Origin of the sequence: Pantoea sp. ICBG 828 (assembly GCF_002928355.1) — a bacterium.
Lineage (GTDB): Bacteria > Pseudomonadota > Gammaproteobacteria > Enterobacterales > Enterobacteriaceae > Pantoea > Pantoea dispersa.
The window spans coordinates 1-15,382 of the sequence record NZ_POWN01000012.1; the positions used below are offsets into that span (position 1 = coordinate 1).

The 15,382-nt window shown below is 59.6% G+C and carries 14 protein-coding genes; 10 read left to right on the forward strand and 4 right to left on the reverse strand.

The annotated features are described in order from the left end of the window. Positions 1–127 precede the first annotated feature (127 nt). From xni to queF, 3 genes are all read right to left on the reverse strand, one after another. Positions 128–895 carry a flap endonuclease Xni gene (gene xni / locus C1Y43_RS21530; protein ID WP_104189644.1) on the reverse strand — a complete coding sequence of 256 codons (768 nt, stop codon included), beginning with the start codon at positions 893–895 and terminating at the stop codon, positions 128–130. 38 nt (positions 896–933) lie between these two features. Then, positions 934–2,298: a nucleotide 5'-monophosphate nucleosidase PpnN gene (gene ppnN / locus C1Y43_RS21535; RefSeq protein ID WP_021507381.1), complete on the reverse strand. Its 1,365-nt coding sequence runs from the start codon at positions 2,296–2,298 to the stop codon at positions 934–936. Positions 2,299–2,484: 186 nt separating this feature from the next. Continuing rightward, positions 2,485–3,330, reverse strand: a complete 846-nt coding sequence (queF, locus tag C1Y43_RS21540) for an NADPH-dependent 7-cyano-7-deazaguanine reductase QueF (protein ID WP_021507380.1) — start codon at positions 3,328–3,330, stop codon at positions 2,485–2,487. Between the two features lie 62 nt (positions 3,331–3,392). Between queF and syd the strand changes: the two genes are divergently transcribed. The 4 genes from syd (at position 3,393) to C1Y43_RS21560 (ending at position 6,094) form a co-directional block, all read left to right on the forward strand. Next, positions 3,393–3,941 (forward strand): SecY-interacting protein, encoded by a 549-nt coding sequence (gene syd / locus C1Y43_RS21545; protein WP_104189646.1) that lies wholly within the window; start codon positions 3,393–3,395, stop codon positions 3,939–3,941. 588 nt (positions 3,942–4,529) lie between these two features. After that, a complete protein-coding gene (locus C1Y43_RS21550; RefSeq protein ID WP_058771608.1) occupies positions 4,530–4,856 on the forward strand; it encodes a YqcC family protein in 327 nt (108 codons plus the stop codon). After that, complete coding sequence (gene truC, locus C1Y43_RS21555; RefSeq protein WP_104189648.1) at positions 4,856–5,635, forward strand: tRNA pseudouridine(65) synthase TruC; 780 nt, start codon at positions 4,856–4,858, stop codon at positions 5,633–5,635. Before C1Y43_RS21550 ends, truC begins: the two co-directional genes overlap by 1 nt. A gap of 12 nt (positions 5,636–5,647) precedes the next feature. Then, the gene (locus C1Y43_RS21560; protein ID WP_104189650.1) at positions 5,648–6,094 is read left to right on the forward strand and encodes a flavodoxin; all 447 of its coding nucleotides are present in this window, start codon (positions 5,648–5,650) and stop codon (positions 6,092–6,094) included. A 73-nt stretch (positions 6,095–6,167) separates the two neighbouring features. Here C1Y43_RS21560 and garD read toward each other — a convergent pair whose 3' ends face one another. Then, a complete protein-coding gene (gene garD / locus C1Y43_RS21565) occupies positions 6,168–7,727 on the reverse strand; it encodes a galactarate dehydratase (protein ID WP_058757048.1) in 1,560 nt (519 codons plus the stop codon). A 507-nt stretch (positions 7,728–8,234) separates the two neighbouring features. On the opposite strand from garD, the gene C1Y43_RS21570 reads away from it, so the two are divergent. The 6 genes from C1Y43_RS21570 (at position 8,235) to C1Y43_RS21595 (ending at position 15,229) form a co-directional block, all read left to right on the forward strand. Further along, positions 8,235–9,581, forward strand: coding sequence for an MFS transporter (locus C1Y43_RS21570; protein ID WP_058771607.1), 1,347 nt, complete (start codon positions 8,235–8,237; stop codon positions 9,579–9,581). A 10-nt stretch (positions 9,582–9,591) separates the two neighbouring features. After that, a complete protein-coding gene (locus tag C1Y43_RS21575; protein ID WP_104189651.1) occupies positions 9,592–10,938 on the forward strand; it encodes an enolase C-terminal domain-like protein in 1,347 nt (448 codons plus the stop codon). A gap of 10 nt (positions 10,939–10,948) precedes the next feature. Continuing rightward, positions 10,949–12,280 carry a glucarate dehydratase gene (gudD, locus tag C1Y43_RS21580; RefSeq protein WP_058757045.1) on the forward strand — a complete coding sequence of 444 codons (1,332 nt, stop codon included), beginning with the start codon at positions 10,949–10,951 and terminating at the stop codon, positions 12,278–12,280. A gap of 52 nt (positions 12,281–12,332) precedes the next feature. Next, entirely contained in the window at positions 12,333–13,100 is a 768-nt protein-coding gene (gene garL / locus C1Y43_RS21585; RefSeq protein WP_021507370.1) for a 2-dehydro-3-deoxyglucarate aldolase, read from the forward strand. A 19-nt stretch (positions 13,101–13,119) separates the two neighbouring features. After that, entirely contained in the window at positions 13,120–14,004 is an 885-nt protein-coding gene (gene garR, locus C1Y43_RS21590; RefSeq protein WP_104189653.1) for a 2-hydroxy-3-oxopropionate reductase, read from the forward strand. 85 nt (positions 14,005–14,089) lie between these two features. Beyond that, the gene (locus C1Y43_RS21595; protein ID WP_059010900.1) at positions 14,090–15,229 is read left to right on the forward strand and encodes a glycerate kinase; all 1,140 of its coding nucleotides are present in this window, start codon (positions 14,090–14,092) and stop codon (positions 15,227–15,229) included. The last annotated feature ends 153 nt before the right edge of the window (positions 15,230–15,382 follow it).

The window sequence follows — 15,382 nt, forward strand, 5'->3', positions numbered from 1 at the left end:
ATCTACGAAGCAGGCTTTATGCCCAGGGGGCGCCCCCATCTCACCAGCAACTTCCCGATGATCAGTCGGGGATCATCATACCCGGAGGAGAATGATCGGGATATAAGGGGCGCCATTCATGGCGACCTCAATGACGCGCCGGACCCTGATACCGCAGCGTATTTAAATTCCCCTGCAACACCAAATCCCGCTTCAGCGTTGACACCTGTCGGCACACCTCGGCGATCGCGCGGTGATCGCGTAACTTCTTCTGCCATTTGTCAGGTACCTGATCCAGCTGCTGATACAGGGCCTCGAGCGAACCAAACTGCAGCAGCAGTTCCCGCGCGCTTTTCGGTCCGATGCCGGGCACGCCTGGAATTTTGCTGCTGCTGATGCCGCATAAGCCCCAGTAATCCGCCAGCTGGGCCGGCGCGACGCCGAACTCCTGTTCGATAAACGGCACGTCCAGCCAGCGCTTCTGAAAATAATCGCGGATGCGAATGCTCGGCGCCAGCAGCTGGCAGTAACCTTTATCGGTGGAAACGATGGTGGCCTGATGACCGGCGTCGGCCATCTTCACTGCCAGCGTCGCGGCCAGATCGTCCGCTTCATCATGTTCGGCAACCCAGCAGCTGACACCGCTGGCCTCAAAGGCCGCCTGCAGCGAGGCCATCTCCTGCTGTAAATCATCCGGCATCGGCGGGCGACCCGCTTTGTAGTCCGGCAATAACTGATGACGCCAGCCAGGCTGTCGGTCATGGCTGTCAAACACCGCCACCACGTGCGTTGGTCGCGTGTGGCCCAGCAGCTGATGCAGCGCCGCCACGCAGGCCTCACGACAGGGCGAACCCTGCACCGCATGCAGGCGGCGGATCAGATTGAGCGCGTCGATAATAAGCAGATGAAGCGACATAATGATACCGGCAGCCCGCAGGCTGCCTTCCTGATGGGTTATTTGATGATTTCGTAGCAGGGGATGTAAGCGCTGCCCGGCAGCTTCATGCGCTGCTGCGCGACGAAGCCCTGCAGCAGTTCGTCCATGCGGTGCATCAGATCGGCATCGCCTTGCAGCTGATACGGACCTTTTTCCCGGATTTCGCGGATCCCCATCTCTTTGACGTTACCGGCCACGATGCCCGAGAAGGCACGCCGCAGATCCGCCGCCAGTTTTTCCGCTGGCTGATTCGGGAACAGCTTGAGGTTGGCCATATTTTCGTGGGTTGGCAGGAACGGCACCTGCAGATCCGGCGCAATGCGAATCGACCAGTTAAAGCTGTAAGCATCGCCGGTTTCGCGGCGGTACTCTTTCACCTGCGGCATGGCTTTCTTCATCAGACGCGCCACTTCCGCAGCATCATCAATGATAATTTTGTAATGCCGGCGCGCAGCTTCACCCAGCGTATTAACGATGAAATCATCCAGCACGCGGAAGTAATCGGCGCTCTCTTTTGGCCCGGTGAGGATCAGCGGCAGGACCTGATCGCTGTTCTGCGGATTCATCAGAATGCCCAGCAGATACAACAGCTCTTCAGCTGTACCTACGCCGCCCGGGAAGATCACGATGCCGTGCGCGATGCGCACAAAGGCTTCCAGACGCTTTTCAATATCCGGCATGATGATCAGTTCATTCACCAGCGGGTTAGGTGGCTCCGCAGCGATGATCGACGGTTCAGTCAGGCCGATAAACCGGCTGTCGTGATAGCGCTGCTGTGCATGGCCTACCGCCGCCCCTTTCATCGGCGCTTCCATCACGCCCGGACCACAGCCGGTACAGATGTTCAGCTCGCGCAGGCCCATCTGGGTTCCGACATTGCGGCAATATTGATATTCGACCGCGTTGATGGAGTGACCGCCCCAGCACACCACGGTGTTGGGATATTCGCCCACGTGCAGCGCGCGTGCGTTGCGCAGAATAGAGAACACCTGATTGGTGATGTGCGCGGAGTCGGTGACGTCCTGATTTTGTAAACGATCCGCCGCCGAGAGCTGACCGTTAACAAACAGAATGTCGCGCAGTACGGCAAACAGGTTCGCCTGCAGCGAACGGATAATCCGGCCGTCAACAAACGCCTCTTCCGGCGGGTTGATCAGCTCCAGTTTCACGCCGCGCTCGCGGCGCAGCACGTTGATGTCAAAGTTTTCAAAGCGGGAAAGCAGTTCGTGGCTACTGTCGGTCTGGCTGCCGGAGTTGAGTACCGCCAGCGAGCAGTTGCGAAACAGCTGGTAGAGATCGCTGCTGGCAGTGCGCTTCAGCATGTCGACTTCCAGCTGGGAGAGCAGATCCATTGAGCCAAGCGGGCTGATATGTGTAATCAAGAGAACTCCTTTACACGCAAATGCGTGACTGATGACGCTGCGCTTAACCCGTTGAGCGCAGTGACGAAAATCCTTCGGTAAGCACGCTGTCGCCCTCGCGCCTGTACCAGAGTACCGTTGTCGGCCGCGAATGCTCAAGTGGAACCGCGCATCCGTGCGGAGGCCTGCGAGACATCTCGCAATCTGTTACTGGCGCACCAGGCGGGAGTAGCCCGGCGTGAAAGGGACATTGCTGCGCCACGGATTGATATCCAGCCCGCCGCGCCGCGTGTAGCGCGCGTAGACGGTTAGTGCTGCTGGCTGACAAAAGCGCTGAATATCGTTGAAGATACGCTCGACGCACTGCTCATGAAACTCATTGTGCTGGCGGAACGAAATCAGATAGCGCAGCAGCGCTTCGCGATCGATACGCGGGCCCTGATAGCGGATCATCACTGAACCCCAGTCCGGCTGATTGGTGATCAGACAGTTCGATTTCAGCAGATGGCTGACCAGCGTCTCTTCAACCACTTCGCTGCCCGTTGCGCTGGCGAGGTAATCGGCGTTAAAGCCGTAATCGCTGATGGTGATATCCTGCTCGTCGATGACATCGCCAGCGAAGTGCCCGATCGGCTGACCTTCCACTTCGCTCAGGCGAAACAGCGCCACGCTGACCTTGCCGTTAGCGCAGGCGCTGAGATCGCGCTCCAGCGTTTGCCGCACGGCGCCCCAGTCGGCGAAAATCGTCTGGTTAAAGCTGTTAAGATAGAGTTTGAAGCTTTTGGACTCGATCAGATTCACGCTGTCGGCGCTTAGCACCACTTCGCCGACCGCGACCTGCGGCACGCCTTTGCTGTTTAGCCAGGAGAGTTCATACAGCGTCCAGATATCTGCGCCGTGGAACGGCAGGTTGTCGGGATAGAGCCCGAGCGGCTCGCGATTCAGGCTGCGCGGCACCGCCTGCAGCAGCGTGTTATCGTAGCGATCAACGTACGCGGTGGGCTTACCCAAAGTCAGGCCGCTCAGCGCCGTATCCCGGTTTTCAGAAGACATAACGGTTACCACTAAAATCCATCAAAGGGAGTCAGTGTAACCGATCACCAGCGAGAAGATGAATGATGCAGCAAACCGCAGAGGCCCTGCGCGATTTTACCGCCCGTTATGTAGCGCACTGGCAGCAGCAGCACGGCCATTTTCCCGCCAGCGCAGAGCTGTACGGCGTGCCGTCGCCCTGCATCATCAGTGAACTGGATGAGCGTGTCCTGTGGCAGCCGCAGGATTTTATCCTGCCAGCCTCGCTGGCAGCCGTTGAGCGCGCACTGGATATTCAGCTGCAGCCGGACCTCACCACGTTCTATACCACGCAATTTGCCGGCGACATGCATGCGCAGTTTGCGCAGCAGCCGCTGACGCTGCTGCAGGTGTGGAGCGAGGACGATTTTACCCGCCTGCAGGAGAACCTGATTGGTCATCTCGTGATGAAGCGCCGTCTGAAACAGAGCCCGACGCTGTTTATCGCCACGACAGATTCGGAGCAGGATGTTATCGCGGTGTGTAATCTGACCGGCGAGGTAATTGTGGAGCAGCCGGGAACGAAAAAGCGGCAGAAACTGGCAGTGGATATTCAGACATTTCTTAATGCTTTACAACCGGTTAGTTCTTGAGTTGCAGACTTTTCTCGCAGCCCTTGTAAGAGATCTCTCACAACTGTTGTGCGAGATCGCCAGAACATTGCGCAGACTTCCGGAAGTCCGCAATGTAAAAATATTGTGAATCATGCAGTTATGGCATCAATCCGAAAATACAGACATGGCTTAATCGTTTAACGGCGCTTACTGACTTGTTATTGCGATGGTTTCTGCCAGAATAGTCACCACTGGCAGGAAGCCACGGATTGAGAGACGTTCAGGAGAATGTCAGCCAGGCGGCAGGAACGTAACGGAGTTTACGTCACAGGGAAGGCTTCAGGATGAAGCAGGACACTCCGGAGTGAGTAAAGGACACCTCCAGGATGGAGAATGAGAGCCACGCGGGATGTGGCGGGCCAGGATGCTAAGGACCAATGTCACGATGACAGGCGACGGAAAGCGCAGGAACAGTTGTCATGGATGAGCAGGGAGCACAGCGGTGGCGGGAATGCTGCAAACGAACCGGGAGCACTGTAATCACAGTGCTCCCTTTTTTTATGCCGTTTTTGCGCGCGCACCCACTAATGATATGCTTGCCGCCCCTTTTTGACGCGGAGGTAGCGTATGTCGACGCACCTGATTATTCAGCGGCTGCAGCAGGTCGAAGCGGTGATGCGCGAACACGGCCACTGGCAGACGCACGCCCCGGCGGCGGAAGCCTTTAATAGCACGCAACCTTTCTGTCTCGATACCCTGCAGCCGCTCGAATGGCTGCAGTGGGTCCTGCTGCCGCGCATGCAGGCGCTGCTTGACGCCGGCGCCGCGCTGCCGCAAAACTTCGCCGTTACGCCTTATTATGAGATGGCCCTGCCGCCCACCACGCCGGGCCATGCAGCGCTGCTGCTGACGCTCAGCCAGCTTGATGCGCTGTTTGCGCCGCCGGACGCCTGATGCTGGAGATCATTTATCAGGATGCATGGCTGGTTGCGGTGAATAAACCGGCGGGCTGGCTGGTGCACCGCAGCTGGCTCGATCGCAAAGAGAAAGTGGTGGTGATGCAGACGGTGCGCGATCAGATTGGTCAGCACGTATTTACCGCGCATCGCCTCGATCGTCCCACGTCTGGCGTGCTGCTGATGGGGCTCTCCAGCGAAATCGGGCGGCTGCTGGCGCAGCAGTTTGAACAGCATCAGATACAGAAGACCTATCACGCAGTGGTGCGCGGCTGGCTGGACGGTAGCGCAACGCTGGATTATCCGCTGGTGGAAGAGCTGGATAAAATTGCGGACAAGTTTGTCACGGAACCGCGCGCGCCGCAGCCGGCGGTCACCGATTATCGCGCGCTGGCGCAGGCGGAACTGCCGGTGGCTATCGGCAAGTACCCCAGCGCACGTTATACGCTGGTTGAGCTGTCGCCGCACACCGGGCGCAAGCATCAGCTGCGACGCCATATGGCGCACCTGCGTCATCCGATTATTGGTGACAGCTCGCACGGCGATCTGCGGCAGAACCGCGGTGCCGCAGCCCACTTTGGCATGGATCGACTGATGCTGCACGCCAGTGCGCTGACGCTAACGCATCCGGTGACCGGCGAACCGCTGGTGATTCGCGCCGGGCTGGATCGTGTCTGGCAGCAGATGCTGCAATCGTTTGGCTGGCAGCAGCAACTGTCCGAGGTGCCGAGGGTTGAGTTTGACGCTGAGGCAGTCCAGGATAAGCCGACAGAATAAAGGAGCGGCAAGATGGCAAAGATTGGCATTTTTACAGGTACGGTGTATGGCAACGCGCTGCTGGTTGCCGAAGAGGCGCAGCCGGTGCTGGAAGCGCAGGGGCATGAGGTGAAGGTGTTTGAAGATCCGTCACTCGCCGACTGGCAGGCTTACAGCAAAGAGGTCGCGTTAATTATTACCTCGACCACCGGGCAGGGCGATTTTCCGGACAATATCGCGCGGCTGTATGTGCAGGTGCGCGATGAGCTGGGCTATCAGCCTGAGCTGCGCTATGGCGTAATCGCTTTAGGCGACAGCAGTTACGACCACTTCTGTGGGGCCGGTAAGACTTTTGATGCCACGCTGCAGGAGCAGCAGGCGCAGCGTATTGGCGAGGTGCTGCTGGTGGATGCGACGGAAAATCCGGAGCCCGAGTCAGTGACCACGCCGTGGGTAGAGAGCTGGGGTAAGCTGGTGTAAATCAGGCCCTCACCCTAACCCTCTCCCGCAGGCGGGAGAGGGAACCGATCGCGCCGAAAGTTAATTTTGCATATCACGTCACCGGTGCCGGATTGAATACCGCCAGCTGATTACGGATTCCCCAGCGATCTGACCACGTCTGTTTACGTCCGCTGGCGATATCCAGAATCAGCTCAAACAGCCGCCAGCCGACCTGTTCAATACTCTCTTCACCCGTCGCGATGGTGCCGGCATTGATATCCATTAAATCGTGCCAGCGGTTCGCCAGCGCGCTGCGCGTCGCCATTTTGATCACCGGAATTGCCGCCAGACCGTAAGGCGTGCCGCGCCCGGTGGTGAACACCTGCAGCGTAATGCCGGAAGCCATCTGCTGGGTGCCACAGACAAAATCGCTGGCCGGCGTGGCGGCGTAAATCAACCCGCGCTGCGTCGGGCGCTGTCCGGGTGACAGCACTTCGACAATCGGGCTGCGGCCGGATTTGGCAATTGAGCCCAGCGCTTTTTCTACCACATTGGCCAGGCCGCCTTTTTTATTGCCCGGCGACGGATTCGCGCTGCGGTCGGTTTGCCCCTGGCTCAGATAATCGTCGTACCACGCCATCTCCTCCAGCAGCCGTTTGCCCACCGCTTCGTTTACCACACGCGGTGTCAGCAGATGGATCGCATCGCGTACCTCGGTCACTTCCGAGAACATCACCGTCGCACCACAGCGCACCAGCAGATCCGAGGCAAAGCCAACCGCCGGATTGGCCGTCACGCCGGAAAACGCGTCGCTGCCGCCGCACTGGGTACCCACTACCAGCGCCGACGCCGGACAGGTTTCGCGCTGACGCTGGTTGAGTTTTTTCAGATGGCGCTCGGCCACCTGCAGAATTTCATCGACCATCGCGCCAAAGCCCACGTGACGCTCATCCTGCAGGCGCACGATATCGCGCTCATCCAGCGAAATGGCCTGTACGTCCGGTGTACCGGTCAGCAGGCGCTCCGGCTGTAATTTCTCGCAGCCGAGGCTCACCACCATCACTTCGCCGCCAAAATTAGGATTCAGCGCAAGGTTGTGAATGGTGCGAATCGGCACCACCGCCGCCGGTGCGTTGATCGCCACGCCGCAGCCATATAAATGGTTGAGCGCCACCACACCATCGACGTTGCTGTAGCGCGGCAGCAGATCGCGCTCAATCAGCTGCACCACGTAATCCACCACGCCCGCCACGCAGTGCACGCTGGTGGTGATGCCGAGCAGATTGCGCGTGCCGACGCTGCCGTCGGCGTTGCGATAGCCTTCAAAGGTGTAGCCGTCCAGCGGCGGCAGGGGCGGCGGCACGTTGGTAGCCAGCGGCAGGCTGGCCAGTGGCGGGGCGGCGGGCAGCGCCACCAGCGACTCCTCAATCCAGCTGCCGCGCGCAATCGGGCGCAGCGCTGTGCCAATCACTTCACCGTAACGCACGATGTCGCCATGCAGGGCGATATCGCTCAGCGCCACTTTGTGCCCCTGCGGCACATGCTCAGTCAGCTGCAGACCGTCATCAAAGCGGCTGCCTGCGGGCAATCCCTGATCGTTGACCACTATCGCCACGTTATCGGCGTCGTGCACTTTAATGTAGCGCGGTTTGTCTGTCAGAGGTCGGTTCATTGCTCACCTTCCGGTTCGTCGCACCGGTTATAGCGGTGCGGTTGAAATCACGTCCGTCACATCATCGTTATTTGCCAGCCTCAGTATAAGCAGGGGTATTCACCCGCGCATTGTGCAACTGACTGGCTTTGTGCCGCGATCGGCGCGCAGTTTGGTTCGTTTTACCAAACGCAAGTGAAGAGCCTCACAAAGCGTACGCTTGCTGTTCACTTTTGCAGCAATCTGGCGGCTGGATGGCGGGTTCCGTGAGCCACGCCGCAGCGTTATGGGCAAATGCCAGAAAATCGTGCCGGATTGATGATTATCCTCGGGCGTTCCTCCAGTGTTTCGCGGCGATGCTGTTCCTATACTGATTGCCGTTCTTCGACGTTTGGTTATTCGTCACGACGCATCATCGTTTTGCCATAACAACAATCGCCGTGTTTAACCCAACATCATTCTGATACCCAACGCGATGTGTATGCAGTCAGAGTGAATGTAGCGTTCGCTATATTTCAGGAGTGCATCATGAATAGTTACAGCCAGACAGCGGCAGCGGTGCAGAAGCGCACCAACGCCCGTTACTGGATTGTGGTGATGTTATTTATCGTCACCTCGTTCAACTACGGTGACCGGGCCACCATTTCGATTGCCGGTTCGGCGATGTCGAAGGAGATCGGTCTCGATTCCGTCGGCCTCGGCTACATCTTCTCCGCCTTCTCGTGGGCGTACGTTATCGGTCAGATTCCTGGCGGCTGGCTGCTGGACCGCTTCGGCTCCAAACGCGTCTATTTCTGGAGCATCTTCCTGTGGTCGCTGTTTACCCTGTTGCAGGGCTTCGTCGACATCTTTAGCGGCTTCGGCATTGTGGTGTCGCTGTTCCTGCTGCGCTTCATGGTGGGGCTGGCGGAAGCGCCGTCTTTCCCGGGTAACAGCCGTATTGTTGCTGCCTGGTTCCCGGCGCAGGAGCGCGGTACCGCCGTCGCCATCTTTAACTCCGCCCAGTACTTCGCCACGGTGATTTTCGCACCGATCATGGGCTGGCTGGTGGCCGAGGTGGGCTGGGCGCACGTGTTCTGGTTCATGGGCGGGCTGGGCATCATTCTCAGCTTTATCTGGCTGAAAGTAATTCATGACCCGAACGATCACCCTGGCGTGAACAAAGCCGAGCTGGAGTACATGGAGCAGGGCGGTGCGCTGATTAACATGGATGCGAAGAAAGCCGAGCGTAAAGTGAGCTGGGATGAGAAGTGGTTTCAAATCAAGCAACTGCTCTCCACCCGCATGATGTGGGGGATCTATCTCGGTCAGTACTGCGTTAACGCCCTGACCTACTTCTTTATTACCTGGTTCCCGGTGTATCTGGTGCAGGCGCGCGGCATGTCGATTCTTAAAGCCGGCATGATCGCCTCGATTCCCGCCATCTGCGGCTTCCTCGGCGGCGTGCTGGGCGGCGTGATTTCAGATTATCTGATGCGTAAAACCGGCTCGCTAAACATCGCGCGTAAAACCCCGATTGTCATCGGTATGCTGCTCTCCATCAGCATGGTGATGTGTAACTACACCGAAACCGAATGGGTAGTGGTGCTGTTTATGGCGCTGGCGTTCTTTGGTAAAGGCATTGGTGCGCTGGGCTGGGCGGTGATGGCCGATACTGCACCCAAAGAGATCAGCGGCCTGAGCGGCGGTCTGTTCAATATGTTCGGTAACTTCTCTGGCATCGTCACGCCGATTGCCATTGGTTACATCATCGCCACCAGCGGTTCGTTTGAAGGGGCGCTGATTTATGTCGGCATCCATGCGTTTGTGGCGGCGTTCAGCTTCCTGGTGATAACCGGCGATATCAAACGTGTCGAACTCAAACCCCGGTCATAAGGAACCGAATATGAATACGCAAAGTTCCCCGGTGATTACCGACATGCAGGTGATCCCGGTGGCGGGTTACGACAGCATGCTGCTCAACATCGGCGGCGCGCACAGCGCCTGCTTCACCCGCAATATCGTGGTGCTGACCGACAGCGCCGGCCACACCGGCGTCGGCGAAGCGCCGGGCGGTGAAACCATTTATCAGACGCTGGTCGCGGCAATTCCGCAGGTGAAAGGGCAGCAGGTGGCGCGCATGAACCGGCTGGTACAGCAGGTGCACAAAGGTAACCAGTCGGCGGATTTCGATACCTTCGGCAACGGCGCCTGGACGTTTGAGCTACGGGTCAATGCGGTGGCGGCGCTGGAAGCGGCGCTGCTCGACCTGCTCGGCCAGTGCCTCGGCGTGCCAGTGGCCGAGTTGCTGGGGCCAGGTCAGCAGCGCGATGAGGTCACGGTGCTGGGCTACCTGTTTTACATTGGCGATCGGCGTAAAACTGATTTGCCGTATCAGAGCGGCGACGCGGCCGGTCACGACTGGTATCACCTGCGCCATCAGGAGGCGCTGACGCCAGACGCGGTGGTGCGCTTAGCCGAAGCGGCGCAGGACAGGTACGGCTTCAAAGATTTCAAACTCAAAGGCGGCGTGCTGCCGGGCGAGCAGGAGATTGCCTCGGCGGTGGCACTGAAGCAGCGTTTCCCGGACGCGCGCATCACCGTCGATCCCAACGGCGCCTGGCATCTGGATGAAGCCATCGCGCTGTGCAAAGGCCTGCACGAGGTGCTGACCTATGCCGAAGATCCATGTGGTGCCGAGCAGGGATATTCCGGGCGCGAAGTCATGGCCGAGTTTCGCCGCGCCACCGGTCTGCCGGTCGCCACCAATATGATCGCCACCAACTGGCGTGAGATGAACCACGCGGTGATGCTCAACGCAGTCGATATTCCGCTGGCCGACCCGCACTTCTGGACGCTGAGCGGCGCGGTACGCGTGGCGCAGCTGTGTGATGAGTGGGGGCTGACCTGGGGCTGCCACTCCAATAATCACTTCGACATTTCGCTGGCGATGTTTACCCACGTCGGCGCAGCGGCACCGGGTAAACCGACCGCCATCGATACCCACTGGATTTGGCAGGAGGGCGATCAGCGCCTGACCAAAGAGCCGCTGCAGATCCGCAACGGCAAAATTGCCGTGCCGGACAAGCCCGGCCTCGGTGTTGAGCTGGACTGGGATCGCCTGCGCCAGGCTAACGCCCTGTATCAATCGCTGCCGGCAGGCGCACGTAATGACGCCACGGCAATGCAATATCTGGTTCCCGGATGGTCGTTCGACCGCAAGCGTCCGGCTTTTGGACGCCGCCATGCATAAGGAGCAGGAAATGAGTCACACCCCGAAAATTACATCAATGCAGGTCATTCCGGTGGCCGGTTACGACAGCATGCTGCTGAATCTGAGCGGTGCCCACGCGCCGTTTTTTACCCGCAATATCGTGATTGTGAAAGATAACGCCGGCCACACGGGCGTGGGCGAGATCCCCGGCGGCGAGAAAATCCGTCAGACGCTGGAAGACGCGGCGGCGCTGGTGACCGGAAAAACCGTCGGCGAGTACAAAAATATCCTCACCCTGGTGCGCACCACCTTTGCCGATCGCGATGCCAGCGGGCGTGGCAATCAGACCTTTGACCTGCGCACCACCATTCACGTGGTGACCGGCATCGAAGCGGCGCTGCTGGATCTGCTCGGCCAGCATCTGGGCGTCAACGTGGCGTCGCTGCTGGGCGAAGGACAGCAGCGTGACCGTGTCGAGATGCTCGGCTACCTGTTTTACGTCGGCGATCGCCGTAAAACGTCACTGCCGTATCAGAGCCAGACCGATGATCCGTGCGACTGGTATCGCCTGCGGCATGAGGAAGCGCTGACGCCGGACGCGGTGGTGCGCCTGGCAGAAGCCGCCTATGAAAAATATGGCTTTAACGATTTCAAACTGAAAGGCGGCGTACTGCGCGGCGGTGAAGAGGCCGAAGCAGTAACCGCACTGGCGAAGCGTTTCCCGCAGGCGCGCGTGACGCTCGATCCCAACGGGGCCTGGTCGCTGAATGAGGCCATCCTGCTCGGTAAACAGCTGAAAGGCGTGCTGGCTTATGCAGAAGATCCGTGCGGCGCTGAACAGGGTTACTCCGGACGTGAAGTGATGGCCGAGTTCCGGCGCGCCACCGGTCTGCCTACCGCCACCAATATGATCGCCACCGACTGGCGCCAGATGGGCCACACGCTGTCGCTGCAGTCGGTCGATATTCCGCTGGCCGATCCGCACTTCTGGACCATGCAGGGCTCGGTGCGCGTGGCGCAGATGTGTCACGACTTCGGCCTGACCTGGGGTTCGCACTCCAACAACCATTTCGATGTTTCGCTGGCGATGTTCACCCATGTGGCCGCCGCCGCACCGGGCGCCATTACCGCCATCGACACCCACTGGATCTGGCAGGAGGGCAACCAGCGCCTGACCAAAGAGCCGTTGCAGATCAAGGGCGGCATGGTGCAGGTGCCGCAGAAGCCGGGCCTTGGCGTCGAACTGGACATGGATCAGGTGATGCAGGCCCATGCGCTGTATCAGCAGCATGGACTGGGCGCGCGCGACGATGCGCAGGCGATGCAGTTCCTCGTGCCGAACTGGACATTTGATAACAAGCGTCCGTGCCTGGTGCGCTGATTTTATTCCGCGCGCCCGCGGGCGGCGGTGCTAAATAACAGGAGTAGAGATCATGAGCAATGCCTGGCCCAACCCTTTTCGTCGTCGTTTGCTGGCAGGGGAAACCCTGATTGGCAGCTGGTGCGCCCTTGCCAATCCTCTCACCACGGAAGTGCTGGGGCTGGCGGGCTTTGACTGGCTGGTGCTGGACGGCGAACACGCGCCGAACGACATCACCACCTTTATTCCGCAGCTGATGGCGCTGAAAGGCAGCCCGAGCGCGCCGGTGGTGCGACCGCCGTGCAATGAGCCGATCATCATCAAGCGTCTGCTGGATATTGGCTTCTATAACTTCCTGATTCCGTTTGTGGAAACCGCAGAAGAGGCGGCGCGCGCGGTGGCATCCACCCGCTATCCGCCAGCCGGTATACGCGGCGTGTCGGTTTCACATCGCAGCAACATGTACGGCACGCTGGCGGACTACAACGCCACCATCAATGACAACATCACCGTGCTGGTGCAAATCGAAACCCAGCAGGCGGTGGACAACATTGACGCCATCGCGGCGGTGGACGGCGTAGACGGCATCTTTGTCGGCCCGGGCGATCTGTCAGCGGCGCTGGGCTATCTTGGCCAGCCGGCGCATCCGGAAGTGCTGAAAGTGATCCGTTACATCCTTGAGCGCGCCAAAGCTGCCGGTAAGCCGAGCGGGATTCTGGCGCCGGTGGAGGCTGACGCACGCCGTTATCTCGAATGGGGTGCCAGCTTTGTTGCCGTCGGCAGCGATTTGGGTGTTTTCCGCCACGCCACGCAGGCGCTGTGCGACAAATTTAAGCAGTAACTGACGAAGGGGAAAGGCAATGAAAATTGGATTTATCGGCCTCGGCATCATGGGCAAACCGATGAGTAAAAACCTGGTGAAAGCCGGTTACACCCTGGTGGTGCGCGACCACAACGCCAGCAACGAAGCCGAACTGGTGGAGCTGGGTGCCACCGTGGCGAAAACGCCGAAAGAGCTGGCCGCGCAGGTTGATGTGGTGATCACCATGGTGCCGAACTCACCGCAGGTGAAAGAGGTGTGTCTGGGCGAGAACGGCATTATCGAAGGGGCGAAGCCGGGGCTGGTGGTGATCGACATGAGCTCCATCGCGCCGCTGGCCAGCCGCGAAGTTCATGATGTGCTGGCAGAAAAAGGCATCAGAATGCTGGATGCGCCGGTGAGCGGCGGTGAGCCAAAAGCGATTGAAGGCACGTTGTCGGTGATGGTCGGCGGCGATAAAGCGCTGTTTGATCAGTGCTACGATGTTCTTAAGGCGATGGCCGGTTCGGTGGTGCACACCGGCGATATCGGCGCGGGCAACGTCACTAAACTGGCCAACCAGGTGATTGTGGCGCTCAACATTGCCGCGATGTCAGAGGCGCTGTCGCTGGCCACCAAAGCCGGCGTCAATCCGGAACTGGTTTACCAGGCGATTCGCGGCGGTCTGGCGGGCAGCACCGTGCTGGATGCCAAAGCGCCCATGGTGCTGGATCGCAACTTTAAGCCTGGCTTCCGTATCGATTTGCATATCAAGGATTTAGCCAATGCGCTTGATACCTCACACGGCATTGGCGCACATCTGCCGCTGACCGCAGCGGTGATGGAGATGATGCAGGCGCTAAAAGTCGACGGGCAGGGTACGTCCGATCATAGCGCGCTGGCTTGCTATTATGAAAAATTAGCCAAAGTTGAGATCACCCGGTAGTGCCCGCGTCCGGTGTCTGCGGATGCCGGACGCTGTACTGCCTTAGCCAGACGGATTTCCGTCATCTACCGCGCTCGGATTGCCTATGAAAATTGTCATCGCACCGGATTCATACAAAGAGAGTTTGTCCGCCCTGGAAGTGGCTACCGCGATAGAAGCGGGATTTCGCGAAATTTTCCCCGCCGCTGACTATGTCAAAATACCGGTCGCCGACGGCGGAGAAGGCACGGTTGAAGCAATGGTGGCGGCAACCCAGGGCAACATCGTCAGACTGACGGTGACCGGGCCGCTCGGCGAGCCGGTCGACGCGTTTTACGGATTATCCGGTGATGCGCGTACTGCCTTTATTGAGATGGCGGCGGCCAGCGGGCTGGAGCTGGTGCCTGCGGCACAGCGCGATCCGCTGATCACCACTTCCTACGGTACCGGTGAACTGATCAAAAACGCGCTGGATCGCGGCGTCGATCACATCATCATCGGCATCGGCGGCAGCGCCACCAACGACGGCGGTGCCGGCATGGTGCAGGCGCTCGGTGCCCGGCTGCTGGACAGCCACGGCAGCGGGATTGGCTACGGCGGCGGGGCACTGCCGCAGCTGGCGAAGATTGAGATCGCCGATCTGGATCCGCGCCTGCTGCAGTGCCGCATTGAAGTGGCGTGCGACGTGACCAATCCGCTGATTGGCGAAGAGGGTGCGTCAGCGATTTTTGGCCCGCAGAAAGGGGCCACGCCGCAGCTGGTGCAGCAGCTGGATGCCGCGCTCGGCCATTACGCCGCGATTATTCAGCGCGATCTGGATATTGATGTGCTGCACATCGCCGGTGGTGGCGCAGCCGGCGGCATGGGCGCGGCGCTGCATGCGTTTTGCCACGCGGAACTGCGGCGCGGCATTGAGATTGTCACCGAAGCGCTGGGACTGGCGCAGCAGGTGCAGGATGCCGATCTGGTGATTACCGGTGAAGGGCGCATCGACAGTCAGTCAGTCAACGGCAAAGTGCCGGTTGGCGTAGCGCAGGTGGCGAAGCAGTTCAATAAGCCGGTGATCGGTATTGCCGGCAGCCTGACGGCGGATGTCGGTGTGGTGCATCAGCACGGGATCGACGCGGTGTACAGCGTGCTGTCGGGTATCTGTTCGCTGGAAGAGGCGCTGGCCAATGCCGCGCAGAATGTCCGCCTGACGGCAAGGAACGTCGCTGCCACGATCAAGGTGGGGCAGGGGTTGTAGGGGGGGCGGTGCGGTTTTCCCCTCACCCCAGCCCTCTCCCGCAGGCGGGAGAGGGGGCTGATGGTGCACGGATTTGGATTTCGCGCTGTTCCTCTTCATCGCACCGCACGGTTCCCTCTCCCGCCGGGAGAGGGTTAGGGTGAGGGCCCAGCG